General features: G+C 64.9%; 28 protein-coding genes. 16 read left to right on the top strand and 12 right to left on the bottom strand.

Annotated elements, in window-relative coordinates:
- Positions 1-66: 66 nt before the first annotated feature.
- Positions 67-822: a 16S rRNA (uracil(1498)-N(3))-methyltransferase gene (locus XF30_RS36100; RefSeq protein WP_109145349.1), complete on the bottom strand. Its 756-nt coding sequence runs from the start codon at positions 820-822 to the stop codon at positions 67-69.
- Between the two features lie 208 nt (positions 823-1030).
- On the opposite strand from XF30_RS36100, the gene XF30_RS36095 reads away from it, so the two are divergent.
- Together XF30_RS36095 and ubiA are read left to right on the top strand one after the other, a co-directional pair.
- Positions 1031-1693, top strand: a complete 663-nt coding sequence (locus XF30_RS36095; protein ID WP_109145348.1) for a hypothetical protein — start codon at positions 1031-1033, stop codon at positions 1691-1693.
- Positions 1690-2622 (top strand): 4-hydroxybenzoate octaprenyltransferase, encoded by a 933-nt coding sequence (gene ubiA, locus XF30_RS36090; protein WP_109145347.1) that lies wholly within the window; start codon positions 1690-1692, stop codon positions 2620-2622. The genes XF30_RS36095 and ubiA overlap by 4 nt, the downstream gene beginning before the upstream one ends.
- Before the next feature lie 108 nt (positions 2623-2730).
- Here ubiA and XF30_RS36085 read toward each other — a convergent pair whose 3' ends face one another.
- Positions 2731-3249, bottom strand: coding sequence for a DUF6101 family protein (locus XF30_RS36085; RefSeq protein WP_109145346.1), 519 nt, complete (start codon positions 3247-3249; stop codon positions 2731-2733).
- Positions 3250-3512: 263 nt separating this feature from the next.
- Here XF30_RS36085 and XF30_RS36080 point away from each other — a divergent pair, with 263 nt between their 5' ends.
- From XF30_RS36080 to lpxK, 6 genes are all read left to right on the top strand, one after another.
- Entirely contained in the window at positions 3513-4904 is a 1392-nt protein-coding gene (locus XF30_RS36080; RefSeq protein ID WP_036027073.1) for a TldD/PmbA family protein, read from the top strand.
- Positions 4891-5709 (top strand): inositol monophosphatase family protein, encoded by an 819-nt coding sequence (locus XF30_RS36075; RefSeq protein ID WP_036009209.1) that lies wholly within the window; start codon positions 4891-4893, stop codon positions 5707-5709. Before XF30_RS36080 ends, XF30_RS36075 begins: the two co-directional genes overlap by 14 nt.
- A 61-nt stretch (positions 5710-5770) precedes the next feature.
- Positions 5771-6013, top strand: coding sequence for a DUF4170 domain-containing protein (locus XF30_RS36070; RefSeq protein ID WP_036039955.1), 243 nt, complete (start codon positions 5771-5773; stop codon positions 6011-6013).
- Entirely contained in the window at positions 6010-6729 is a 720-nt protein-coding gene (locus XF30_RS36065; protein ID WP_036039958.1) for a lysophospholipid acyltransferase family protein, read from the top strand. Before XF30_RS36070 ends, XF30_RS36065 begins: the two co-directional genes overlap by 4 nt.
- A complete protein-coding gene (locus XF30_RS36060) occupies positions 6692-8038 on the top strand; it encodes a 3-deoxy-D-manno-octulosonic acid transferase (protein WP_109145345.1) in 1347 nt (448 codons plus the stop codon). Before XF30_RS36065 ends, XF30_RS36060 begins: the two co-directional genes overlap by 38 nt.
- On the top strand, positions 8031-9047 hold the full coding sequence (lpxK, locus tag XF30_RS36055; protein WP_109145344.1) for a tetraacyldisaccharide 4'-kinase: 1017 nt from the start codon (positions 8031-8033) through the stop codon (positions 9045-9047). The genes XF30_RS36060 and lpxK overlap by 8 nt, the downstream gene beginning before the upstream one ends.
- A gap of 317 nt (positions 9048-9364) precedes the next feature.
- Here the strand turns inward: lpxK and XF30_RS36050 are convergent, their stop codons facing one another.
- The 5 genes from XF30_RS36050 to XF30_RS36030 all read right to left on the bottom strand — a co-directional run bounded on the left by XF30_RS36050 (position 9365) and on the right by XF30_RS36030 (position 12556).
- Positions 9365-9550 carry a hypothetical protein gene (locus XF30_RS36050; RefSeq protein ID WP_225124433.1) on the bottom strand — a complete coding sequence of 62 codons (186 nt, stop codon included), beginning with the start codon at positions 9548-9550 and terminating at the stop codon, positions 9365-9367.
- A gap of 353 nt (positions 9551-9903) precedes the next feature.
- Positions 9904-10281 carry a TadE/TadG family type IV pilus assembly protein gene (locus XF30_RS36045; RefSeq protein ID WP_244609080.1) on the bottom strand — a complete coding sequence of 126 codons (378 nt, stop codon included), beginning with the start codon at positions 10279-10281 and terminating at the stop codon, positions 9904-9906.
- Complete coding sequence (locus XF30_RS36040) at positions 10278-10781, bottom strand: TadE/TadG family type IV pilus assembly protein (protein ID WP_081494560.1); 504 nt, start codon at positions 10779-10781, stop codon at positions 10278-10280. The genes XF30_RS36045 and XF30_RS36040 overlap by 4 nt, the downstream gene beginning before the upstream one ends.
- Before the next feature lie 11 nt (positions 10782-10792).
- The gene (locus XF30_RS36035; protein WP_244609079.1) at positions 10793-12028 is read right to left on the bottom strand and encodes a TadE/TadG family type IV pilus assembly protein; all 1236 of its coding nucleotides are present in this window, start codon (positions 12026-12028) and stop codon (positions 10793-10795) included.
- Between the two features lie 303 nt (positions 12029-12331).
- Entirely contained in the window at positions 12332-12556 is a 225-nt protein-coding gene (locus tag XF30_RS36030) for a DUF2093 domain-containing protein (RefSeq protein WP_057027643.1), read from the bottom strand.
- A gap of 192 nt (positions 12557-12748) precedes the next feature.
- Between XF30_RS36030 and XF30_RS36025 the strand changes: the two genes are divergently transcribed.
- The gene (locus XF30_RS36025) at positions 12749-13543 is read left to right on the top strand and encodes a dienelactone hydrolase family protein (RefSeq protein WP_192893353.1); all 795 of its coding nucleotides are present in this window, start codon (positions 12749-12751) and stop codon (positions 13541-13543) included.
- A 64-nt stretch (positions 13544-13607) separates the two neighbouring features.
- Entirely contained in the window at positions 13608-13751 is a 144-nt protein-coding gene (locus tag XF30_RS38795; RefSeq protein WP_167361668.1) for a hypothetical protein, read from the top strand.
- A gap of 145 nt (positions 13752-13896) precedes the next feature.
- On the opposite strand, the gene xseA is transcribed toward XF30_RS38795, so the two are convergent.
- Positions 13897-15516, bottom strand: coding sequence for an exodeoxyribonuclease VII large subunit (xseA, locus tag XF30_RS36020; protein WP_109145341.1), 1620 nt, complete (start codon positions 15514-15516; stop codon positions 13897-13899).
- A gap of 169 nt (positions 15517-15685) precedes the next feature.
- On the opposite strand from xseA, the gene XF30_RS36015 reads away from it, so the two are divergent.
- The 3 genes from XF30_RS36015 to XF30_RS36005 all read left to right on the top strand — a co-directional run bounded on the left by XF30_RS36015 (position 15686) and on the right by XF30_RS36005 (position 18567).
- A complete protein-coding gene (locus XF30_RS36015; protein ID WP_204524535.1) occupies positions 15686-16489 on the top strand; it encodes an acetoacetate decarboxylase family protein in 804 nt (267 codons plus the stop codon).
- Positions 16490-16573: 84 nt separating this feature from the next.
- On the top strand, positions 16574-17815 hold the full coding sequence (locus XF30_RS36010; protein WP_502696153.1) for an ABC transporter substrate-binding protein: 1242 nt from the start codon (positions 16574-16576) through the stop codon (positions 17813-17815).
- Complete coding sequence (locus tag XF30_RS36005; RefSeq protein WP_158284445.1) at positions 17812-18567, top strand: SDR family NAD(P)-dependent oxidoreductase; 756 nt, start codon at positions 17812-17814, stop codon at positions 18565-18567. Before XF30_RS36010 ends, XF30_RS36005 begins: the two co-directional genes overlap by 4 nt.
- Before the next feature lie 440 nt (positions 18568-19007).
- Here XF30_RS36005 and XF30_RS35995 read toward each other — a convergent pair whose 3' ends face one another.
- On the bottom strand, positions 19008-19202 hold the full coding sequence (locus XF30_RS35995) for a hypothetical protein (RefSeq protein WP_109145338.1): 195 nt from the start codon (positions 19200-19202) through the stop codon (positions 19008-19010).
- A 320-nt stretch (positions 19203-19522) separates the two neighbouring features.
- Between XF30_RS35995 and XF30_RS35990 the strand changes: the two genes are divergently transcribed.
- Entirely contained in the window at positions 19523-19711 is a 189-nt protein-coding gene (locus tag XF30_RS35990) for a hypothetical protein (protein ID WP_109145985.1), read from the top strand.
- Positions 19712-19760: 49 nt separating this feature from the next.
- On the opposite strand, the gene XF30_RS35985 is transcribed toward XF30_RS35990, so the two are convergent.
- Both XF30_RS35985 and XF30_RS35980 read right to left on the bottom strand, forming a co-directional pair.
- The gene (locus tag XF30_RS35985) at positions 19761-20297 is read right to left on the bottom strand and encodes a P-loop nucleotide/nucleoside kinase family protein (protein WP_109145337.1); all 537 of its coding nucleotides are present in this window, start codon (positions 20295-20297) and stop codon (positions 19761-19763) included.
- Between the two features lie 90 nt (positions 20298-20387).
- Positions 20388-21152, bottom strand: a complete 765-nt coding sequence (locus tag XF30_RS35980; RefSeq protein WP_109145336.1) for an IclR family transcriptional regulator — start codon at positions 21150-21152, stop codon at positions 20388-20390.
- 213 nt (positions 21153-21365) lie between these two features.
- Between XF30_RS35980 and purD the strand changes: the two genes are divergently transcribed.
- Positions 21366-22649: a phosphoribosylamine--glycine ligase gene (purD, locus tag XF30_RS35975; protein ID WP_109145335.1), complete on the top strand. Its 1284-nt coding sequence runs from the start codon at positions 21366-21368 to the stop codon at positions 22647-22649.
- 202 nt (positions 22650-22851) lie between these two features.
- Complete coding sequence (locus XF30_RS35970) at positions 22852-23754, top strand: alpha/beta fold hydrolase (protein ID WP_057027653.1); 903 nt, start codon at positions 22852-22854, stop codon at positions 23752-23754.
- A 104-nt stretch (positions 23755-23858) separates the two neighbouring features.
- Here XF30_RS35970 and XF30_RS35965 read toward each other — a convergent pair whose 3' ends face one another.
- On the bottom strand, positions 23859-24317 hold the full coding sequence (locus XF30_RS35965) for a nucleoside deaminase (protein ID WP_109145334.1): 459 nt from the start codon (positions 24315-24317) through the stop codon (positions 23859-23861).
- Between the last annotated feature and the right edge of the window lie 83 nt (positions 24318-24400).

Raw genomic sequence — 24400 nt, 5'->3', positions numbered from 1 at the left:
GCATGGCCCGACAGCGGTTTCGACCTCCAAAGGATCAATCGCTTAACGGGTGGGCAATGCGCAGGATCAGGCGCTTTTGCCGCGCCAATCCCCCAGCACCGCTTGCACCAGCGCCAGCGCGGCCACGGCGGCGGTGTCCGCCCGCATGATGCGGGGGCCGAGCGCCAGCTGCAGGATTTTGGGCTGGCGCAGCAACAGCGCCCGCTCTTCCTCGGCAAAACCGCCCTCGGGGCCGATCAGCACGTCGATACCGCGTCCGACCTCGCGCGCGCCTTGCAGGCTCTGAATGGGATTCTGGACCTCCGCCGCCTCGTCGCAGAAGATCAGCAGGCGGTCGGCGGGCCGCTGGCTCAGGAAGCGCTCCAGCGGCACCGGCTCGGCCACGCTGGCGATGCTGAGGATGCCGCATTGTTCGGCCGCCTCGACCACATTGGCGCGCATCCGCTCGGTGTTCACCCGGGACGCCTGGGTGAACCGGGTCAGCACCGGCTGCAGGGCGGCGGCGCCCATCTCGATGGCCTTCTGCACCATGTAGTCCAGCCGGGCATGTTTGAGCGGGGCAAAGACGTAAGTGAGGTCGGCGAGATGGTCCTGGGGCCGGGTCTGCTGCAGGATCACGAGGCCGTCCGGCCGCTTGCGGCCCTCGATGGCGGCCTGCCACTCGCCATCCCTGCCGTTGAAGGCCAGGACCTCGGCCCCGGCCGCCAGCCGCAGCACATTGCCGAGATAGTTGCTCTGGTCGCGGTCGAGCGGCACCCTGGCGTCCTGGGCCAGGGTGGCATCGACGAACAGGCGGGGGGCGCGAAAATCGTGGGAAGGCATCGCTTGGGATCCGATTACCGGCCGTTCTTAACCGAAAGGCGCCATTTCGGGGGTAAATATTGCCGAACTGGTGCGTCCCAGCGCCGCGCTCTCGCCCTATTCCACGGGTTGTTAAGCGCCGGCGGGAATCGTAAAAACGCGAACACGCTGGTCGCGCTTCAATTGGGAAGCCCTGAACCCGTAAGCTCCTGCCGGAGAGACTGTCTTGATGATCCGCCATTTGATGGTTCCGATCACTGCCGCCATGGTGGCCATGGGTGCTGCGGGCGCGACTGCGCAAAGCGCGTTCCCGGCGCCGCTGCCCAACCAGCCTGCCGCCAATTCCCCATTTCCTCCGGTCAACGGTTCGGCACCGGCCGCTTCGCTCGGTGCGCCTCCGCAATCGTCCTTTCCGGTGAACGGTGCTGCCCCGATCGGCGGCGCGGGCGCCTTCAGCGCGGCTCCGCCGACGCAGGCTGGTCCCGGCGAGGACTGCATGAAGGCCTTCATTCCGCTGCGCGAGGAAGCCGAGAAGCGCGGCAAGCTGATCAAGGCCGCGAGCGACCGTCACGCGCCGCCGGACGAGGCCTGCAAGCTGATCCGCAATTTCAGCCAGGCTGAAGTCAAGATGATCAAGTACATCGAGACCAACGCCGCCAAATGTGGAATCCCGCCGCAGATCGGTGCACAGCTGAAGGATGGTCACAAGAACACCGAGGCCATGGCGACGAAGGTCTGCAACGTCGCGCAGCAGATGCAGAACCAGCCGCGCGGTCCGGCCGGTCCGTCGCTGAGCGAGGTGCTGGGCTCGGGCTCGGCGCCGGAGGCCAATGCCGGCAAGAAGGGCGGCAGCACCTTCGATACGCTCAACGGCAACGTCCTAACGAGATGAGCGATACATCCGCCCGCGTTGCCGATTCTACCGGCAACTGGGTCGATACGCTCGCGCCGCAATGGGCGCGGCCTTACCTGCGCCTGTCCCGCTTCGATCGCCCGATCGGCTCCTGGCTTCTCCTGATGCCATGCTGGTGGTCGGCGGCGCTGGCCGCCGGCATGGCGCATGACATTCGCGGCCTGCCGCTCACCATCGTGCTGTTCTTCATCGGCGCTTTCGTCATGCGCGGGGCCGGCTGCACCTGGAACGACATCACCGATCGCGACCTCGACGACAAGGTCGAGCGCACGCGGTCGCGGCCGCTGCCGTCGGGGCAGGTGACCACTAGGCAGGCGCTGGTCTTCATGGTCGCGCAGGCGCTGGTCGGTCTTGCGGTGCTGTTGCAGTTCAACCGCTTCGCGATCGCAACGGGCATCGCCTCGCTTTTGATCGTCGCGATCTATCCCTTCATGAAGCGCATCACCTGGTGGCCGCAGATCGTGCTCGGGCTCGCCTTCTCCTGGGGCGCGTTGATGGGGTTTGCCGTCACCTTCGGCCGCATCGACGCCACCGCGCTCGTGCTCTATGCCGGCGCGATCTCCTGGGTGATCGGCTATGACACCATCTACGCGCATCAGGACACTGAGGACGACGCGTTGATCGGCATCAAGTCGACCGCGCGCCTGTTCGGCGCGCATACGCGCCAGGCGCTGGTCCTGTTCTACGGGCTCGCGGTGATGCTGATCGGCGTCGCGCTGGCATCCGGCGATGCGCGCTGGCCGGCCTGGCTTGGGCTTGCCGCCTTCGCCGCGCATCTGGTGTGGCAGATCGTGCGGCTGCGCATCAACGATCCCGAGCTGTGCCTGCGCCTGTTCAAGTCGAACCGCGATGCCGGCTTGCTGCTGTTTGCGGGATTGCTCGCCGACGCGGTGCTGCGGGCGGCGTGACGCGAAATGCGTAGGGTGGATTAGCGAAGCGTAATCCACCAACTCCTATCTGCGCGGAAAGCAAAGAGGTGGGTTACGCCCTTCGGGCTAACCCACCCTACGGCACCGTTAATTCCTCGCGATGATCTCGCGCTCGCCCTGATGAACCGGCAGCTCGCGCGCCATTGCGGTGCGCCGGCGCATCAAGAATTTCGGACGACGGGCGCGGATCGCGTTGGTGCGGCGGCGACGCGGTGCGGGTTTGCGCGCGCCTTCGTCGAGCTGCGGCAGCGCAAAGATCTCGCTCCAGATCGCCCAGGCCTGCGCGATCTCGTCCGCGTCAGTGCTGATCAGCAGCGGGATGGACAGCGAAGGATCGCGATGCACGAGGACGAGCGTCTGCGTCTCGTCATTGCCGCGGAGCGCAACGCCGGTGAAGTCGGCGACGCGCACGTTGATCGCCATCTGCATGCCGCGCACGGCACGGCGCAGCACGACACGCTCGCGATGAAGCTCGATCTGCCTGACATGCCCGTCGGCGCGCGGATCATGCGCATCGAAGCGGACCGGAAGGGAAAGAGGGTCGAGCCGCAAGGAGCGGCTCGACCCGGCGGGGTGGGCCCCGCATGTTGCTGTTTGACGCCTCACGGCTTTGTTCTCCCCGCCAGGATTATGTTCCCGGTCGATGCGAGGACCTTAGCGCCGGGCGGTCCGAAACCGCTTAAAAAGGCTGGTTAACCCACCGTCACTCGCTCCTCATGATTGACAAGACCTTGGCGTGCATGATTGACGAGACGTTGCGCCGACGTCGCGAATCTGAGCTTTTGGCGGGCTGAAAATGCTTGAAGTCCGCGCTATCAGGGCACATCTGTGGGTTCCGGTCCCGAACCCGCCCCAACAGGATTTCGTTCGTGAACTCTTCACCAAGCCCGACGCTTTCGCCTTCCGCCAATCGCGACCTGTTCGATCAGTCCGCGCTCTCCGATCTCGCGCAGCGGCTGGTCGAGGCGGCCAAGCGCGCCGGCGCGGATGCGGCCGACGCGGTCGCGGTGCGCGGTGTCTCGCAGGGCGTCGAGGTCCGCGACGGACGCGTCGAGGAATCCGAGCGGTCCGAGGGCGACGATGTCGGTCTGCGCGTGCTGGTCGGTCAGCGTCAGGCGGTGGTCTCCACCAACGACGTCAGCGGCGATGCCGTCACCAAGCTCGCCGAGCGTGCGGTTGCGATGGCGCGCGTCGCGCCCGACGACAAATATGTCGGCCTTGCCGATCCCGCGCTGCTCGCGCGCGACTTTCCCGATCTCGACCTGCTCGATCCCGCCGTGCCCACGACGACCGAGCTCGAGCGCCGCGCGCTCGCGGCCGAAGCTGCCGCGCTCGGCGTCAAGGGCGTGACCAAGTCCGGCGGCGCCTCGGCCTCATCCGGCATCGGCGGCATGGTGCTCGTCACCTCGACCGGCTTCCACGGCTCCTATCTGCGCTCCAGCCAGGGCATCTCAGCCACCGCCATATCGGGCGAAGGCACCGGCATGGAGCGCGACTACGACTTCACCTCGGCGCCGCATGGCGCCGATCTGCTGTCGCCGGAGGTCGTCGGCCGCTCCGCCGGCGAGCGCACCGTGGCGCGCTACAATCCGCGCAAGGTCGAGACCTGCAAGGTCCCGGTGGTGTTCGATCCGCGCGTCGCCGGCTCGCTGGTCGGCCATCTCGTCGGCGCCATCAACGGCGCCTCGATCGCGCGCAAGACCAGCTTCCTGAAGGACAAGCTCGGCCAGCAGCTGTTTGCGAAGAACATCCGCATCATCGACGATCCTCTGCGCAAGCGCGGGCTGCGCTCGCAGACCTTCGATGCCGAAGGCGTCGCGGTGAAGCGGACCGCGCTGGTCGACGACGGCGTGTTGACGACTTGGCTGCTCGACTGTGCCACCGCGCGCGAGCTCGGCCTCACCACCACCGGTCACGCCCATCGCGGCGTGTCCTCCTCGCCTTCGCCGGGGCCGTACAATCTGCATCTCGAGCCCGGCTCTGCAACGCCGGCCGAGCTGATCGCCGACATCAAGCAGGGCTTCTACGTCACCGACCTGATCGGCTCCGGCGTCAACGGCGTCACCGGCGATTACAGCCGCGGCGCCTCCGGCTTCTGGATCGAGAACGGCGAGATCACCTATCCCGTCAGCGAGGTGACGATCGCCGGCCATCTGTTCGAGATCTTCAGGTCGATGCAGCCTGCGAACAATCTCGAATTCCGCTACGGCATCAATGCGCCGACGGTGCGCATCGAGGGTTTGACGCTTGGCGGACGCTGACGCGCATTCTCTCGACCACACCCTCCTGACCCGCGACGCGGCGCTGCTGAAGGACACGGTGCGGGAGGCGGGCGCGCTGGCGCAGTCGATGTTCCGCACCGAGCTGAGGAAGTGGACCAAGGGCGCGTCCTCGCCGGTGTCGGAGGCCGACATCGCCGTCAACGATCTGCTCGAATCGCGCCTGCGTGCTGCAACGCCCGAATATGGCTGGCTGTCCGAGGAGAGCGCCGACGATGCGGCGCGGCTGTCGCGGCGGCTGACCTGGATCGTCGATCCCATCGACGGCACGCGCAATTATCTCGGCGGCCATGACGAATGGTGCGTCAGCGTGGCGCTGGTGGCGGACGCTTCGCCGGTGCTCGCCGCAGTATTCGCCCCGGCCAGCGACGAATTCTTCTTCGCGGTGCGCGGCAAGGGCACGACGCTCAACGACAAGCCGGTGCGCGCGACAGGCGGATCCGAACTCGACTTCGCCCGCGTCGCCGGCCCGAAGCCGCTGGTCGAGCGGCTGAAGCCGTCACTCGGCGAGATCAAGCTGCACCGGCGGATCGGCTCGCTGGCGCTGCGGCTGTGCCGGGTCGCCGATGGCGCGCTGGATGCGGCATTTGCGGGCGGCAACAGCCATGATTGGGATCTTGCGGCGGCCGATTTGATCGTGCAGGAAGCGGATGGTAGGATGAGCGACCTCTCCGGAGAACCCATCCTCTATAACCGCCGGGAAGTGGCGCACGGGGTGCTGGTGGCAGCGGGACGCGAACGTCATGCGGGCATTGTCGCGCATTTTCGCAACCGTCCGATAGCCTAAGGCGCATTCGTGGTGCTTCTCGAACACTGCTTTGCCGGGCAGCCCCTTAGGAACAGAACTCATGCCAGATAGCGCCCCGCAACAGCTACTCCACCTCGTCATCGGCGGCGAGCTCGTCGATCTCGAGCACAACACCTTCAAGAATCTGGACGAGGTCGACATCGTCGGCCTGTATCCGAACTATGCCAGCGCCCACGCCGCCTGGCGGGCCAAGGCGCAGAGCACGGTCGACAACGCGCAGATGCGCTACTTCATCGTCCACCTGCATCGGCTGCTCGATCCGAATCAAGAACCGGCGCGTTGAAGAAACTGCTTCGCAATACGCTGCGAAGCAGCTGGTTTCAGCGTGCCGTCGGGGTCCTGGCGGCCGAATATCTGCGTCTGGTCTGGCGGACCAACACCTTCACCTTCGATCCGCCCGACGTCTACGAGCGCGTCGAGCCGCAGCTCCCTGCGATCTTCGCGTTCTGGCACGGCCAGCATTTCCTGACGCCCTTCATCAAGAACCAGAACAAGGCCTCCTATCGGGCCAAGGTGCTGATCTCCCGGCACCGCGACGGCGAGTTCAATGCCATCGCCGCCGAGCGGCTCGGGATCGGCACGATCCGCGGTTCCGGCGACCATGGCGGCGCGTTCCACCGCAAAGGTGGCGTCGGCGCCTTCAAGGAAATGGTGCGGACGCTCCAGGCCGGTTGTAATGTCGCGTTGACCGCCGATGTCCCCAAGCGCTCGCGCGTGGTCGGGCTCGGCATTATCATGCTGGCACGGGAATCGGGACGGCCGATCATGCCTTTCGCGATGGCGACCAGCCGCTTCGTCCGGCTCAAGAACTGGGATCGCACCACCATCAATTTGCCATTCGGGCGGGGCGCTTTGGTCGGCATCAAGGAAATCCACGTTCCCGCAGATGCCGACGCCGCCATGATGGAGACGTTGCGGCAGGAGCTGGAAGACACGTTGAACGAGGCGACCCGGCGCGCCTATGCGCAGCTCGGCCGCCCGGGACCGGAAGATGCCTAAGTCGCTGCCCATTGCGCTGCCGATCACGCTGCGGATGTATCGGCGCCTGGCCGCCGGCCTGGTGCCACTCGCGCCTGCGCTGATCAAGCGGCGGCTGAAGCAGGGCAAGGAGGATCCCGCCCGCGTCGGCGAGCGGCGCGGCCTGTCCGCCGACGTGCGGCCGCACGGCCCGTTGGTCTGGATTCATGGTGCCAGCGTTGGCGAGGTCCTGGCGGCGGCCGCCCTGATCGAGCGCCTGCGCGATCTCAATCTGCGCATCCTGCTCACCTCGGGCACGGTCACCTCGGCCGCGGTCGTCGCAAAACGCTTTCCCCCCGACGTCATCCATCAATACGTGCCGTATGACTCGCCGCGCTACGTCGCGCGCTTCCTCGATCATTGGAAGCCGTCGCTGGCGCTGTTCATTGAATCCGATTTGTGGCCGAACCTGATCCTCGCCGGCGCGGCGCGCCGGGTGCCGATGGTGCTGATCAACGGGCGGATGTCGCCGCGTTCCTTCCCGCGCTGGCGCCGCATGCACGGCACCATCTCGGCGCTGCTGTCGCGGTTCGACATCTGTCTTGCGCAGTCGAAGAAAGATGCCGAGCGCTTTGCCGCGCTCGGCGGCCGCGACGTCGCGACGACGGGCAATCTCAAGCTCGACGTGCCCGCGCCGCCGGCCGACCCCGCCAAGCTCGAACGGCTGATGGCGATGACGCGCGGGCGTCCGATCATCGTCGCGGCCTCGACCCATCCGGGCGAGGACGAGATGTTGGTCGCGGCGCATCGCAGCCTGGTCGGCTTCTTCCCGCAGCTTCTCACCGTGATCGTGCCGCGGCACCCGGATCGCGGCTCATCGATCGCAGGCCTCGTCACGGCGTCGGGCCTGAAGCCCAGCTTGCGCTCGCGCGAGGAGCTGCCGACCGCGACGACCGACGTCTATGTCGCCGACACCATGGGCGAGCTCGGCCTGTTCTATCGGCTCTCGGGAATCGTGTTCATGGGCGGATCGCTGATCCACCATGGCGGGCAGAACCCGATCGAGGCGATCAAGCTGGGCGCCGCGATCGTCCACGGTCCGCACGTGTTCAACTTCGCCGACGTCTATGAAGCGCTCGATACCAGCGGCGGGGCGCGGCAAGCCGACACGCAGGAGGCGCTCGTCAAGCAGCTCGGCCAGTTGCTGGCCGATCCCACCATGCGCGACAAGATGCAGCGCGTAGGCACGGGCGTGGTCGAGCAGCTTGGCGGTGCGCTCGATCGCACCATGACCGCGCTCGAGCCCTATCTGCTGCAGTTGCGGATCGAGATGGGGGCCGCCAATGCGTGAGCCGGCCTTTTGGTACCGGCCACGCTCCCTTCAATCGTACGCGCTATGGCCGCTCGGTGCGCTTTACGGCGCGATCACTGCACGGCGCATGCTGCGCCAGGGCGTGGACGCCGGCATCCCCGTGATCTGTGTCGGCAACTATCATGTCGGCGGTGCCGGCAAGACGCCGACGGTGCTGGTGTTGACCAAGCTCTTGCGCGAGCTCGGCGAGACGCCGGTCGTGCTCAGCCGCGGCTATGGCGGGCGCCTGAAGGGGCCGGTGATGGTCGACCGCGAGCGTCACGATGCGTCCGACGTCGGCGACGAACCCATGATGATGGCGCGCGACGTCCCGGTCGTGGTCGCGCGCGACCGCCTCGACGGCGTCGCGCTGGCGAAGTCGCAAGGCGCCACCGTGATCCTGATGGATGACGGCTTCCAGAATCCGCGCCTGTTCAAGGACGCCTCGCTGATCGTGATCGACGGCGAGCGCGGCCTCGGCAACGGCGCGGTGTTTCCCGCAGGGCCCCTGCGCGCACCGCTCGCGGTGCAGCTCGCGCGCACCGATGCGCTGGTGCTGATCGGCGACGGCAATGCCGCCAACGACGTCGCGGCGGAGATCGCGAAGCGGAACAAGCCCGAGCTGCGTGCGCGCCTGATGCCGGATGCGGCCTCGCTCGCGCAGCTGCTCGGCAAGCGGGTGTTCGCCTTCGCCGGCATCGGCGATCCCGAGCGTTTCTTTCGTACCCTGCGTGCGAGCGGGATCGACGTCGTTCGCACGCGCGCCTTCGCCGACCACCACATGTTTTCGGACGGCGAGATCGCAGCGCTCGCAGCCGAGGCGCAGCGCGAGCAGCTCACGCTGGTGACCACGGAAAAGGATCTTGCACGCTTGCGCGGCCGCGCAGGCGTGCCTGACGGCATCGTGCCGTTCGCCGTTCAGCTCGAGTTCGATGACTTGGCGAAGCTGCGGCAATTGATCAGCGATCATCTATACAGAGCGCGCGAGCGAAGGTTCAGTGCGCGCTGATCGCGCAACGTGAGGCAACGTCTCTGCTCTGGTCGCGAAACGTGTCGTATTCGCCGCCGGGAAGCTGATCTGCGGATCCAAAGCGCAGCCGCCGCCGTCGGACGACGCGGCGGCTGTACTCATGTCGAAGTCGGAATCATGTCTGCAACGAGCCATGCTCACCACGCGCCGGCGGCCATCAATCCGATGATGGTGAGGCACGACATGCAGGCGACGACGACGGTGTAGCATTCGGGTGTATTCATTGCCGTCTCCCAAACTGTTGCCAATTGCTTGGTCACTGCTACGCGGGAGTGATCGCCGGTCTTGGAGCCGCTTCAATTCGGCAGGCCGAGACCGGTCTTGCGGTGCGGGTCCGTTCTCTCATCGTCACTCAGCGTCGCGGGATAATGATCCGCTGCGACAGCTTCAGCGCGCTCAGCTGCGATCAGAAGCTGTTTGCGCATCTCAGCGAGACGGGCGCGGCAATATTCACGATAGAGCAGGTCGAAAATGGCGGGCATGATTACCCCCATCGCTTGATTGTCGATTTACAGATATTCCACCGCGAATTTTCAAGGTGATCGTCGCCCGTCAGATGGCTCTTCGATATGAGCCCGTTCACAGACCGCGCCAGTTCCAACGCTCGATGGCTGTTTGGTTGACCGGATCGTCTGTGCGATAAAAAAAGAACAGGGTCAATTACCTAACGTGCACTATAGCAGTGCTTTGTTTCAGCAGAACTTCATCAAACAACTCTAGGGCGCGGAATTGCAACAAAGAATCCAACCACAGGGCGAAACGACTCACCCACGGCTGCAAGGAATGTAGAACGCAAGCGATTGGCATGGCAGAATCCATTTTTCTGTCGGCGACCTCAACTCGGGAAGCAGGCTCGCGCGGTCAGCGTGATCGGAGACAGGTTGATGATCTGCGGAAACTCGAATGAATAGCTCGCGCTGACCTGGTTGCCGCATGCGGCCGTGGCAAAGGTGAATGTCCCCGGGGGGAGCGTGAGGCCGTAGGCCTGCTGGGCAGCGTAGGTCGTGATCGCGCCGCTGCTCGGACAGAGCGTGTTGTTGACGCTCGCGCAGCGCGCGGCCATTTCGCTGCCATGCTGGATTCCGAGCTGAGTCCAGAACAGCAGCCCGCATTCGATGATCCCGAATATGAACAGGAAGAACACGGGAGCGGTCAGCGCAAATTCCAGCGCTGTGGTGCCGCGCGTGTCCCGCCATAATTCGGTGAGCTTCACTGCAGCCTCGTGGTGGACTGCGCGGTATATGTGTAGGTGGCCGCCACGATCTGATAATCGATGATCGTATAGTACGTCGCTTGCGCCGAGACCGTCGTATATGTCCCGGCCGGCGCACCGCCGGTGCAGACCGTTCCGCAGCTGGTGGCGCTCACGCCCGCACTCGTCGGACATCCGCAGAACTGGACCGGCGGAGGTGAGGCGGTGATGTTCGTCGCGCTGGTGGCACTTGCGACGGCGTTCGCGATGCCGCTCGTGTCGAAGCCGCGTGCAATCGCGTACTGGGCTCCTGCTTGCGCGGCATTTTCGACCTGCATCTTGCGATAGAGCGCAAGCCCGATGTCCGTGACCGAGACGACCATCAGGGACAGCAGGGGAACCAGGATGGCGAACTCGGCTGCCGCGACGCCCCGTTGATCACCGGCCGCATTGCGCACGTGCCGCGCCAGATAACCAAGCCATCGACGGCCAAACCTGGATGAGACATTCTGGATCTGCATCGCTCCAAACCTCATTCGACGAGCTGCGCGGTTTGCGAACCGATCGTCGCGGTGCCGAGCGCGGTGCAATTGACCTGCAGGTTCGACGTGCCGCTGAACGTCAGCGTATCCGCGATGATCTTGGTGCAGGACGTGCTGGTGCCGTTGCCGCCGCTGAAGCTGAGATTGGCCTTTGGCAGGTAGATGGCACCGCCGAAATTCTGCGTAGCACCGCCGGTGAGATTGAAATTGGTCCCGGCCGGCATGTTGCGGTCGCCGTACATGACGATGCCCTTCGTCGGGCCGCTGGTCGGCCCGGTCAGGTCGACGGTCGCGTTGCTGCCGATCGAGGCGGTGCCCCAGTCGCTGCCGGAGCCCGTGAACACCAGGGTGACGCCGCTGCCGGTGATGGTGGCATTTCCGGCGACGCTCAAGCTGGCGCCGTCCAGATAGTAGATGCCGGGATTGAGGTTCAGGACTGCGCCGGCGTTGACCGTGATGCTGCCCATGTAGCAGCCGGGGTCGAGCGAGTTCGTCTTTCCGTTGGCGTTGACCGTGATCTTGGCATTGCTGCAGCTCGGCCGCGTCGGCGGAGTGACGTCGGCATAGGGATCGGCGACGGGCGTGATGTGCGTCTTGATTCCGTTGGTCGCCGTGATGCTGCTCGCGCCGGAGACGTCGCCAACCACGCCGACCTGGTTTGCCGCAACCGTGGCGCTGCCGGCGACGTTGAGCGAGGGGCTTGCGCTCGAGTTGCTGTAGAGATTGCACTTGATCAGGTTGAGCTGGTTGCCGCCGCTGACATTGACAGCGGGGCTTGCGCTCCTGTTGAGCGCAAGGACGCAGCCCGTCCCGGAATTGGGCAGGGCGACCGAGCGCGCGGTGATTGGTACGCGATCCGAGCCGAACAAGGCGGACAGCAGCCGACGCTGCGGTTGACTGACGATGACTTCGATGGCCTGTGCGTTCGACGCCTGACTGCCTGTTTTCGGTGGCTGGTTCACCGTGACAGTGACGTCGTTCGCGCCGTCGGTGTAACCATAATTTGCCGCGACCGCCTTGGCTTCCGACGAGGGGTCGCCGCCGACACTGGCAGCCGTCGCAGCGCTGACTGCGCCGGAATCTGCAACGCTCTGCATGTTCTTGTGCTTGTAGTACCACCAGCCCACTTCCGTTCCGAGGCCGGCAGTGCCGACCAGGACCGGCATGAGCAGCGCAGAAATGAGCACGTAACTGCCCGTCTCGTCGCGGATGAACCGTTCGAGCAAATGATCCCTAGCGCTCGAAGGTACACCGAACGAACGGCTGAAAATTCTCCGGAGGTCCATGCTTCCTGCCCGATTGCCACTTTATCCCGAGGCAATGTGGTGCGGGCCGGCTTAAATGGGCCCCAATGGAAGCCTGACAATTTTAGATATCGGCGAACATTCAGCCGGCATTCATGGCCGCAATCTTATTAAATGAAGCCGCGTCCAGGAGTGTCAGATGAAATTGCGGTCTGCAATTGTTACCACCAGACTCATAGGTCTGCCGGTTTTGCCCGTGCTACGGGAGTTACGAGGGCCGAAGAATCACGGCTGCTTCAGCGTGCCGGGAAAATGCCGCTGCAGCACCGCGGTGGGCGTGGCATAGGCCTCCTGCAGATCGACGCTCCAGTACTTCAGCTCGTCGAGCGGGATGCGGACGTCGGTGATCGCGCAGCGCACGAAGGTCCCCGGCGAGATCACGCGGAAATCGCCGTCGAGATATTGCACCTGCGCTTCGCCATGGCCCGAGGGGCCGAACTTGTTCAGCACGGTCGAAAGTCTCCGTGGGGGCCTCTCCAGGAACGCCGTGGAAGGCACGATGTGTTGGACGGGATGTAGCATAGATGGGGTGGCTTGTCCGCCCGTTAAACCCACCGGTTCGTGATGATTTGCCGCCGTTTTCGCATGATAAGGCTTCGGTCGAAGGGGCGCCGGTTCCGGCAGCTCCTGCCGCAGAGTCCGATGCGCCTTCGCCTCGCCGCTTTGTTCCTGACGCTGCTGATGTCGGCCGCGCACGCCGCCCCGGCGCCGCAGCCGGTCGAAATTCCGCTCGCCTCCGGGGTGCTCCATGCGCAGCTCTACAAGCCCGCGGGCGAGGGGCCGTTCCCGGCCGTGATCGCGCTGCACGGCTGCGGCGGGCTGGGTAGCCATTCCGATCCCGTGCTGCCGCGCTATCGCGATTGGGCTGAACGCCTGCTCAAGGCCGGCAATGCCGTGCTGCTGCCCGACAGCTACGGCTCGCGCGAGCTCGGCCCGCAATGCCGCGTCAAGGAGATGCACGTCAAGGCGCGGCGCGAACGCGTCGCCGATATCGCGGCCGCGCGCGCCTGGCTGATGCAGCAGCCTTTCGTGGCGCGGGACCGTGTCAGCCTGATCGGCTGGGCCAATGGTGCGAGCGCGCTGCTCTGGGCCGTGCGTCCGCAGAGCGCGGGGCGCGATCACGGTCCGGACTTCCGCGCCGCGATTGCGTTCTATCCGGATTGCCGGATCTCGGCGGGCCTCGGCTGGAGCACGCGGGTGCCGACGCTGGTCTTGATCGGCGCCGATGACGAGGTGTCGTCGCCGCCGGCCTGCCGCCAGATGGTGGACGGCGCGCGCGGCCGCAGCGCGCTGGCGCGCATCGTGGTCTATCCCGGCGCCGATCACGATTTCGACCGCGCCAGCACGCCGCTGCACGCCGCCGCTGCGCCCGAGCACGGGGATGCCGAGGCCCGCGCCGCCTCGCAGAAGGACGTCGCGCAATGGCTGGCGCGGTGAGGGTGGTGCCGCCGCGCTTGGCCTCGCCTTAGTTCGACCACGATGTCGATTAAACGCATCTCACATGCATGGCCGCATCACGCTCTTCGCCTCCGCCCTGGTCGTCTTCACCGTCGCGATCCTGCTGTTCGAAGCCCACGCCTCCCATCGCGCGCCGGACCATTGCGGCTTCTGGACCACGATCGAGGCGGGATTGTCGTGTCGCTGAAGTAGATTTGAATGGGAGACGCGCTGTCGCCACATCGTCATTGCGAGCGCAGCGAAGCAATCCAGAATCCCTCCGCGGAAGCAGTCTGGATTGCTTCGTCGCAAGGGCTCCTCGCAATGACGCGGATAGAGCCCGTCCTCCCTCCTCAGAACAAGCTGCCCTGATCCACCGGCTTGGCCAACCGCCTCGGCGCCGGCTTCGTCTCCGCCACCGGCTTGGGCTGCGCCGGCGCGCGCCTCTCCGCAGGCGCCGCACGATCCGCATCCGCCGTCGCGCCGACGCGGCCATCCGCGAACTCGATCTCGACCCGCGCGCCGGGGCCGATCGTATCAGCCGCATGCACGGGATGGCCGGCCTCGTCGCGCACCAGCGCAAAGCCGCGCGCGAGCACGCTGCGATAGGACAGCGCGGAGAGCAGCTTGCCGCTGTTCTCGACCCGCGCCTCCAATCGGTGCAGCAGCGTGACAAGCGCGCGCTGCGCCCGCTCAGTCAGACGATGCGTGCGCTCGCGCTGGCGGGCAATCGCATTGCGCTGCGCCTGCGCATTCGCAAGTTTCGAGGCGCGTAAGCGAACCTCCAGCCCCGCAAAGCGGTCGCGCCGCCGCCGCAGCAGCGAGCGCGTGGAGAGGCCGAGCCGCTCGCCGCACACGGTGAGGCGATGATCGGCCTGCGAGATCTGGCCGTGCAGCACGCGCAGCGTCAGCTTCGCGCTTGCGGCGGTGAACCTGCGGAAATGCGCGTGCGTGTTGGCCTTGAGGCAGCGGGGCAGGGAGGCGCCCGCCGAATCCAGTCGCTGCCGCGGGATCGCGAGCAGATCGCCGGCTGCCGGCAGCGCGCGCGCGGCGGCACGCAGCTCGCTGCGGCGGCTCTCCTGGGCGCGTTGCCAACAGGCGCGGGTGCGGCGGCCGAGATCGCCCACCTCGACGAACAAGTCGCTGCGCACGGGCACCGCCATCTCGGCCGCCGCCGTCGGCGTGGGCGCGCGCTTGTCGGCGACGAAGTCGATCAGCGTGATGTCGGTCTCGTGCCCCACCGCCGAGATCAGCGGGATCATGCTCTCGGCCGCCGCCCGCACCACGATCTCCTCGTTGAACGACCAGAGGTCCTCCAGCGAGCCGCCGCCGCGCGCGACGATGAGCACGTCGGGCCGCGGAATCCTGCCGCCCTCGGAGAGCGCGTTGAAGCCGCGGATCGCGGCCGCGACCTGCTCGGCCGAGCCGTCGCCCTGCACCTTGACCGGCCACACCAGCACGCGGCGGGGGAAGCGGTCCTCCAGCCGATGCAGGATGTCGCGGATGACGGCGCCGGTCGGCGAGGTCACGACGCCGATCACCTCCGGCAGCCACGGCAGCAGCTGCTTGCGCGCCTCGTCGAACAGGCCCTCGGCGGCGAGCTTCTTCTTGCGCTCCTCCATCAGCGCCATCAGCGCGCCGATGCCGGCCGGCTCGAGCGCCTCGATCACGATCTGGTATTTCGAGGAGCCCGGATAGGTCGTCAGCTTGCCGGTGGCGATCACCTCGAGCCCCTCCTGGGGCTTGAAGCGCATGCGGCTATGCACGCCCTTCCAGATCACCGCCTCGATCTTGGCGCTCTCGTCCTTGAGCGCGAAATAGCAATGGCCGGAGGAATGGGCGCCGCGAAAGCCGGAGATCTCGCCGCGGACGCGGACATGGCCGAAGGCGTCCTCGACCGTCCGCTTCAGGGACAGGGACAGTTCGGAGACGGTGAATTCAGGCGCGTTGAGCAGTTGTTCCGCAGGCGGCATAGCAAACGATTCGGCATTTCGGGGTCAGGCCCGACGTTAAGGATTTTCGCGCCGCAGCGCCAATCGATTCGGTAGACCCAAGGAACCGCAGCTTGGAAGGCAACTTGACTCGACCTAAATTTCATATATGAAATTTACAAATCATATATAAATCAGAGGAAGCGGCCCCATGGCTGTGGTCACCGATCCCGACGACCCGCGCGGACGCATGTTCGGGCAGTACCAGCTCAAGCCGAATAGCGGGGTCAATCCGCCCTATTCGCCGGCTTATCCAGTGGAGTGGGGCTGCACCTTGCGCACCGTCGAGATCATGACCCGTGTCGCGCCCGGCAAGGTCGCGACCTTGCTCGCAGAGACGCCGTTCGAAATCGCCAGCGACCGCGTGGCCTTTCGTTTCATGCGTTCGCCTGGCCATTCCCTCGCCGTGCACGCGGGCGAGATGTTCGACCTGATGATCTCGGTGCCCGTGCGCTACAAGGGGCTGTTCACCGAGACGCACATCTTCATGTATTGCAGCGATCCCATGGGGATCTGCGCCGGGCGCGAGGTGTTCGGCTACACCAAGAAGGATGCGCATTACGCGTTCGACGAGCATGCCGATGGATCGATCACTGGATGGGTCCGCCGCCGCGGCATTCCGCTCGCCGATTTCGCCTTCACGCCGGATCCATCGGCGCCGGTCGTCCGCATCGTCGACGGCGACGAGCTGCCGGCCGGCGAGATCCATGTGCGCCGTCTGCCGCATCCCGAGCGGCTCGGCACGGCCTATGCCGACATCGCCTATCGCCGCACGCCGTTGAAATACTCCAAGCCCGTGCCGGGCCGTGCCGCGATGACGCTGCACGCCAGCGCGTACGATCCGATCGCCGAGCTCGAGCCGGAGATCCTCGGCGCGCATTTCATGGTGTCGGACGTCTATGGCGGCGGATTCGAGGTCGAGGATCGCAGGCTCGTCGAGCGCCTCACGCCCTGAACGACAAGATCAGCCTGCGTGCGATGTACATGCGGGCGGCGAAAATTGGGAAGAAACACGCACAAGACAAAGGAGGGTCTGCCCATGGCAGCACGATTTCGAGTGAGCCGCCGCCGGCTGCTGGCTGGCGCCGGCGGATTGGCGTTGGGCATGACGGGGCTCGGTGCACGGGCGCAAGAAGCAAAGCCGCTCCGCATCGGCGTGCTGACTGATATGTCCAGCCTCTATGCCGATGTCACCGGCCCGGGCTCGCTGCTGGCGGCAAGGATGGCGGTCGAGGATTTCCAGGCATCGTCTCCCAGGATGACCCGGCCGATCGAGATCATCAGCGGCGACCACATGAACAAGGCTGATCTCGGCGCCAATATCGCGCGCGAGTGGATCGACCGGCAAGGCGTCGATGTCATCGTCGATGCGCCGAACTCGGCCGTCGCCCTCGCGGTGCGCAACGTCGTGCAGCAGAACAACAAGACGCTGTTGGTCTCCGGCGCCTCGTCGTCGGACCTGACCGGCAAGTCCTGCTCGCCCAATCTCGTGCACTGGACCTACGACACCTACGCGCTCTCGTCGGGGGTCGCGCGCGCCGTCGTCGAGAGCGGCGGCAAGAGCTGGTTCCTGCTCACCGCCGACTATGCCTTCGGCCACGCCATGGAAGGCGACATCAAGAATGTCGTGCAGAAAGCCGGCGGCAAGGTTCTCGGCGGCGTGCGCACGCCGATCAACACGCAGGATTTCTCATCCTTCCTGTTGCAGGCGCAGTCTTCGAAGGCGGAAATCATCGCATTGATCAACGCCGGCGGCGACACCATCAACTCCATCAAGCAGGCCGTCGAATTCGGGATTCCGCAAGGCGGCCAGCGCGTGGTGGCGACGGTGCTGTATCTCAGCGACGTGCATTCGCTCGGCTTGAAGATTGCGCAGGGGCTGCAGTTCACCGAAGCTTTCTATTGGGATCTGAATGACGATACGCGTGCCTGGACCAAGCGATTCGCGCCGCGCAACAACGGCCGCTATCCGACCGCGCTGCATGCGGGTGCCTACGCCACGACGCTGCATTATCTGAAGGCCGTTGATGCGCTTGGCGCCTCCAGCGACGGCAAGGCGGTGGTCGAACAGATGAAGAAGCTGCCGACCGACGATCCTCTTTTCGGCAAGGGTAGCGTGCGCGCCGACGGTCGCAAGCTGCATAACATGTATCTGTTCGAGGTGAAGACCCCCAGCGATTCCAAATATTCCTGGGACTATTACAAGCTGGTCAAGACCATCGCGCCGTCCGAGGCCTGGCGGCCTGTGGCGGATGGCGGCTGCGAGTTCCTGAAGTCGTGAGTGGCACGGATCGGCCGGTCGCGCTGGTCACGGGCGGCGGGGGCGATATCGGGCGCGCCATTGCGCTAAAGTTGGGGCAGATGAGCGCTGCGGTCGCGATCGTCGACCGCGACGAAGCGGCTGCACGCGCCACCGCACAGCTGGTCGAGAAGGCCGGGGCAAGGGCGCTCGCCATCCGCGCGGATGTCTCCCTCGCTCAGGATACGATCGCATTCGTAGAGGCGACCGAAGCACGTCTGGGGCCGATCGGCATCTTCGCCAACAACGCGGGCATCGAGGGCGTCGTCGCTCCTCTTCACGAATATCCCGACGAAACGTTCGATCAATTGCTGCAGGTGAACGTCAAGGGCGTTTTTCTCGGCCTCAAGCACGTGATCGCCAGGATGATGCAACGCGGGACGGGCGCGATCATCAACACTGCGTCGACATCCGCAATCCGGGGACGCGCAGGACTCGCCGGCTATGTCGCCTCCAAGCACGCCGTGCTCGGGCTGACACGCACGGCGGCGCTCGATGTCGCGGAGACGAGGATCAGGGTCAACGCCGTTCTGCCAGGGCCGGTCGAGTCGCGCATGATCCGGGAATTGGAAAGCCAGGCGCGTGACGGCGACATAGCGTTGCGCCGAAACGTTGCAAGCACTCATGGGCGGCCGCAGGATGTCGCCAACGTCGTTGCTTTTCTCGCCTCCGACGAGGCTGCGCACGTGAACGGTGCCGCCTGGGTCGTGGATGGCGGGATGACGCTGGCGTGAGGCGTGTCCGCATCAAAGCATGTCGGCGTCCGGAGGAACAAGCGGATATCTCGTGATCGGCCAAGCATTACCGCTTGTGGACCGAAGGCGGGCGATGACCGGTGCCCTTCATCTGTCGTCTTCGAAAGCAAAACGCAGATGGATCTCGCGTATTCGAGTCTTGGAACTCAACCTCGGTTACTTGCCCGACGGCGCTGCCGAAAGTGAGCCCGAGTAAATTCGAACGCCAAGTAGGCGATGAACACCACTATGACCCAGAACCACAAGTCGTGCGCTCTGGCCTTCAGACCGGCGGCCGCGGCGTAAAACACCAGCCAAAATGCACCCCACGCATCTATGTCCAGTAGAATGAAGCACATGTCGTCGGCCTTTTTTATCCCTTCGGTCCTTGGACCACCCATTCGCAGAATGGACCGCATTGTTTCGATCCGGCGGAGTGCCTAGTGCCGGTTTCTGGCGATCCTGAAGAAGCCAAGCCCCACGATCAGAAACACCGGCACGACTACGAAGAAGGTGATGAGCGAAATGAGACTAGGATACCTGAAAAGGAAATACGCGCAATACGCGACGATAATCAGCGACGCAACCGAGATTGCAACCAGCAATCCCTGCTTTACGTTATTCATGGCTTGCATCGATAACTCTCCGCGCAAGTAGGGTTATCAGAACCGACGAAGCATGTCGCCGTTTGGCCCGCAGCGGTGCGTGTCGCCTGATCCAGCGGCGCCGGCGCTGAATCCAGGGAGACATTTGAGCGAGCGCTGTTGGGCCCGTCGAGCCGTGCTGAGCGCATCGATGCCGGCCTGGCTGTTCGGCTGGCATGTGCCGCGGCTCGACGAAGGGCGTCAACGGAATCGGGAACAATGTCCAGGTGATCTGATTGGAACGTCGGTACGTCCAATCCGGGATAGAGCTGCGAGCTTCCTGGGAGGCGTCCTATCAGGAGGAGCCACCAATGGATGACGAACGACAATCATCAAAGGCGGGGGAACGGGCCGCTGAAGGCTTGCGGGAAGCAACTTCCAAGGACGAAGCGAAAAACGAGAGCAAGATGGGGCATGATCTAGCCAAGGGAGCCGATCGTTTCGAAGAGCGCTCGAAAAGCTCCGATGGAGAAAGCGCAGAAGAGAAACAAAAAGAGTGAATCCAGGCCGCAATCAAACCTGATCTCATCACGCTTTAGTCTAGGTCTCTCACTTAGCCTTTGCCGAGATCAGGCTTGAGATAGCCTCGGCACTCTCGGACGGCTTCAGATGACCTGCATCGAGGGTGAGGGCGGGCTGGGGCATTGATGCCATGCAGGCATCGAACTGCGGTCGGAGTGTGCGCAGTAGCGACAGGTCCCGCATCTTGCCGAATGCGGCACGATCTTCATCGACCAGGCGTCGCTCTTGCTCTGCCTGTTCCAGGTGAAGTGCTACGAAGATGACCTCACCGCCATTGCGCTCCACTAATTCTTGTACTCGGATCGGAAAATCGCCAGCCACCGTTGGCTCGGGGGCGAATGTGAATATCAACGATCGCCTCTGCTTGGCAGCTTCCTCAAACACGGCCATCCAGAATTGTTCACGTAAACGCGCGAATGCCTCCGTGCCAAACGGAAACACCGCGCCAACTGCATCGACGACAAGGTGATTGTGAAACAGCGCAATCCCTGTCCCGGAGGCAAGATGGCGCGCGATAGTCAGTTTTCCTGAGGCGACTTGCCCATAGATGAAAATTAGCTGCATCGGATCATAATATCACAGGGACTCCCTCGAAGGCTTCTCCTGGAATCGCCATGTCCAGGCATGGCGGCGCCTACAATGTCGGCTATCGCGTCAGGAAACGCCGCCGATCTTCTCGGACACGATCCTGGCGGCGCTACGCAGCTCCGCGGCGATGGTGCTGGCCTCGGTTGCCGGGATCTGATCCTGCCTCACCAGCGGGACGGTCATCGCGGCCACTGCCCGGCCGGAGACTTCGATGATCGGGCAGCTATAGGCAAGGATGCGCGTATAGCCATCGTCATTGGAGAAGTTTCCACCCTCCGAGGAAATGCGGTCGAGCGCCGCAAGCGCCTTCTTGGTGCTGATCCGGTCATTGGTCGCGATGACCCGCGCCAGCTCCTGGCGCCGGCCCTCGAGCTGAAAGGCCGCCAGAACCTTCGCCGACGCGTATTGCTGGGTGACCGGAAACACCGCGCCGACCTTGACCGACCAGCCCATCAACCATTCCGGCTCGATCCGGGCGATCACCATGAACTGCTCGCCGTGCAGCACCGTCAGGTGGCAGGACAGTTGGACGCGCGAGGCGAGCTGCTCCATGACCGGCAGCGCCGCCTTCAGTAGCCGCTCGGTCGGCGGGAATTGCGAGGCGATCCTGAACAGCTTCAGCGTCAACGTGTATTCGCCGGTCGCCGGGTCGCGCGCGACATAACCCCGCCGCTCCAGCGCCACCAGCATCCGGAAGATCTCGCTGACGGAGCGCCCAACGTGTTCAGCGAGTTGCTTCTGGCTCATGCCGCGCGCCGCGCCCGCCAGCGCCTCCAGAAGGTCCAGCCCTTTCTCCAGGGCGGGCGCGCCCGCTTGCGGCTTCTCAGTCATTCTTTGGGCCTTGTTGGATCAGCGCCCGCGAGCACACGGGGAAATGCAATTCCCGTGTAGCCGATCGCTCGCATGGCGAAAAGTCATCCGCCAGCAAGCGCCTGGAATGATCGAGCACATCGAATGGCGGGGAGTTCGCGCCGTTTCCTCTTGAGCCCCACCCCGATTCATGCGACCTCCGCCCCCAGCAAAACCCCTTATCCTGAGCCTTCGATGCACATTCTCCTCCTCGGTTCCGGCGGCCGCGAACATGCCCTGGCGTGGAAGATCGCAGCCTCTCCCCTGGTGACCAAATTCTGGTGCGCGCCCGGCAATGCCGGCATCGCCAGGGAGGCGGAATGCGTGGCGCTCGATGTCGCCGACCATGCCGCCGTGATCGACTTCTGCAAGACGAACGCGGTCGAGCTCGTGGTGGTCGGGCCGGAGACGCCGCTGGCGGCAGGCATCGTCGATGATCTCACCAAAGCCGGTATCAAGGCGTTCGGGCCGAGCAAGGTGGCCGCCCAGCTCGAAAGCTCCAAGGGCTTCACCAAGGCGCTGTGCACCGAGTTCGGCATTCCGACCGGTGCCTACAAGCGTTTCACCAACGCCGATGACGCGCGCGCCTATGTGCAGAGCCAGGGCGCGCCGATCGTGGTCAAGGCCGACGGCCTTGCCGCTGGCAAGGGCGTCGTCGTTGCGAAAACCGTGCGCGAGGCCGAGGATGCCATCGCCATGATGTTCGAGGGCGCCTTCGGCGAGGCCGGCGCCGAGGTCGTGATCGAGGAGTTTCTGCCGGGCCGCGAGATCAGCTTCTTTGCGCTGTGCGACGGCGAGACGGCGATTCCGCTGGCCTCCGCCCAGGACCACAAGCGCGTGTTCGACCACGATGTCGGCCCGAACACCGGCGGCATGGGCGCCTATTCGCCGACGCCGCTGGTCACGCCCGCCGTCCACGACGCGATCATGGCCAAAATCATCCTGCCGACGGTCGCTGGCATGAAGCAGCGCGGCACGCCGTTCCGCGGCGTGCTCTATGCCGGCATCATGCTGACGACGCAGGGGCCAAAGCTGTTCGAGTTCAACGTGCGCTTCGGCGATCCCGAGTGCCAGGTCTTGATGCTGCGCATGATGAGCGACATCGTGCCGGCGCTGCTCGCCGCCTGCGACGGGGAGCTGAAGCATTTCGACCTGCGCTGGCACAAGGAATCCGCGCTGACCGTGGTGATGGCGGCGAAGGGCTATCCCGGCGACTACCAGAAGGGCACGCGCATCGGCGGGCTGGAAGAGGCTGCCAAGGTCGACAATGTCGAGATCTTCCACGCCGGCACGGTGGCCAAGGACGGCGCGGTCCTCGCCAATGGCGGCCGCGTGCTCAATGTCTGCGCGCTAGGGGCGACCGTGACCGAAGCGCAGGCGCGCGCCTATCAAGCCGTCGACCGCATCGACTGGCCGGACGGCTTCTGCCGCCGCGACATCGGCTGGCAGGCGGTGGAGGCGGAAAAGGCCAAAAATTAGCGCGTCATTGCGGACGGCGCCCCAAAAGCGCCGGTCCGGAATCGCGACGTTCGCGTCACCGCGCCGCCACATCTACACTCCAGAATATGCAATCGTCAGTTGGGGTTAGTTGCCCCGACGATAATACCGGTACTGTGCATGGGGTTGTTTTCGACACTTTTTGTCGAGCGGCCCCGCCACCGGCCAACAAGGATGCAACAAGATGTCCGATCTCGCCGACCTCTATCCGGGCTTCGCCGCCGAATGGATCGATACCTCGTTCGGCCGCATCTTCGCCCGCGTCGGCGGCAAGGGCCCGCCGCTGCTGCTCCTGCACGGCTTCTCCGAGACCCACGTGATGTGGCACCAGGTGGCGCCCGAGCTGGCCGAGCACTTCACGCTGATCATCGCCGACCTGCCGGGCTACGGCTGGTCCGACATGCCCGCGAGCGATGCGCTGCACATCCCCTACTCTAAGCGCGCCATGGCGAAAGCCATGGTCGAGGTGATGGAGCGCCTCGGCCACGTGCATTTCGCGCTCGCCGGCCACGACCGCGGCGGCCGCGTGTCGTATCGGCTGGCGCTCGACCATCCCGGCCGGCTGTCGAAGCTCGCCGTGCTCGATATCCTGCCGACCTATAATTACTGGGAGCGGATGAACCGCGCCTATGCCTTGAAGATCTATCACTGGACCTTCCTGGCGCAGCCCTATCCGCTGCCGGAGACGCTGATCGCAGGCCAAGGCGAGTTCTTCCTGCGCTTCAAGATGGCGAGCCAGACCAGGTCGAAGACGCTCGATGCGATCGACCCGCGCGCGCTCGAGCACTACCTCGCCCCGTTCCGCGATCCCGCCCGCATCCACGCGATGTGCGAGGATTACCGCGCCGGCGCCTATTTCGATTACGACCTCGACAAGGCCGATTTCGAGGCCGGCAAGAAGATCACGATTCCGATGCTGGCGCTGTGGGGCAATGCTGGCATCGCCCAGGCCGCCGCGACGCCGCTGGAGACGTGGACACAATGGGCCACCAACGTCGACGGCATGCCGGTGGATTCGGGGCACTTCCTCACGGAGGAGAATCCTGACGTGACGGCGAGGGCGTTGCGCGAGTTTTTCTTGGCCTGACGATCTTGTAGCCCGGATGGAGCGCAGCGAAATCCGGGATTCTCTCCTCGCCGCGGCACTGTCCCGGATTGCGCTTCGCTCCATCCGGGCTACGCGACTCGGACCTACCGCCGCTCCCGAAAGAACTCCTTGAGCAGCCGCGCCGCCTCGCTCTCGCCGACGCCGGAATAGACGTCCGGCGCGTGGTGACAGGTCGGCGAGGCAAAGAACCGCACGCCTGACTCCACCGCGCCGCCCTTGGGGTCGGCCGCGCCGTAATAGAGCCGTCTCACCCTTGCAAACGAGATCGCGCCCGCACACATGGTGCAGGGCTCCAGCGTCACGTAGAGGTCGCAGTCGACCAGCCGCTCGCTGCCAATCTTCGCGGCGGCCGCGCGCAGCGCGACGATCTCGGCATGCGCGGTCGGATCACGGTCGATCAGCGTCCGGTTGGCCGCGGTGGCGATCACCTCGTGATCGCGGACCACTACGCAGCCAACAGGAACTTCGCCCGCTTTTCCGGCATTTTCGGCCGCCAGAAGCGCCAAATCCATGAAAGAAGGGGCTTTCATGCCTCGTATCATCGCCAGAAACCTGCTACTAGCTCCGCCTTCAGCAAGAGTGGATACCGATTTTGCCTGAGCATGCCGCTCGCAGCGAGCGCGCA

Origin of the sequence: Bradyrhizobium sp. SUTN9-2 (genome assembly GCF_003122645.1) — a bacterium.
Lineage (GTDB): Bacteria > Pseudomonadota > Alphaproteobacteria > Rhizobiales > Xanthobacteraceae > Bradyrhizobium > Bradyrhizobium yuanmingense.
The sequence above is the reverse complement of the archived record's forward strand: the minus strand, read 5'-3'. Positions and strand labels throughout refer to the sequence as shown.